Origin of the sequence: Arthrobacter sp. AL12 (assembly GCF_029960645.1) — a bacterium.
In the GTDB taxonomy this organism is placed as follows: domain Bacteria; phylum Actinomycetota; class Actinomycetes; order Actinomycetales; family Micrococcaceae; genus Arthrobacter.
This window is the reverse complement of record NZ_JASBQY010000050.1, coordinates 1-566: the sequence shown is the minus strand read 5'-3', so window position 1 is coordinate 566 and position 566 is coordinate 1. Positions and strand designations below refer to the sequence as shown.

Here is a 566-nt window from a genome sequence, read left to right as displayed (position 1 = left end):
GGTCTCGTGCGCAGGCCCGGAAGATCGATGGGAATCCGGTGCTCGAAGCCCGGATCCGTGCTGATCTGAAGAGGTCCAGGACGCCGCGGCAGATCGCCGGGCGTTTGCAATTGGAAGCATCAGAGCCCAGCGTTGAGACCATGACCAAATCCCCGGATGCCGAAGGCGCCACCGTCTCCCACGAGGCCCTCTACAGGTGGATCTACGCCCTGCCCAAGGGTGAGCTGGCGAAGGCCGGGATACTGCTGCAATCCAAGCGCACGAAGCGGAAAGCCCGAAAGCCCCTGGGCGAGCGGACCGGCGGCCGGATCATCGGGATGGTCAGCATCGATGACCGGCCAGAGGACGCCAATGACCGGCGTGTTCCTGGCGCGTGGGAGGGGGATCTCATCGTGGGCAAGGGCGGTAAATCCGCGGTGGCAACGCTCGTGGAGCGCTCGAGCCGTTTCGTGATCATGCTCGGCCTGCCCGAGGGGAAGAAAGCGGACGGCCTGGCCGACGTTCTCATCGACCGGGTCCACGATCTGCCGGCCCTGATGCGGGGCTCCCTGACCTGGGACCAAGGC

1 protein-coding gene is annotated in these 566 nt (G+C 65.9%); it reads left to right on the top strand.

Annotation, left to right across the window (positions count from 1 at the left end; all coding sequences use genetic code 11):
* A partial coding sequence (locus tag QK291_RS19010) for an IS30 family transposase (RefSeq protein WP_282384411.1) occupies nt 1-566 on the top strand: 566 nt, incomplete at both ends.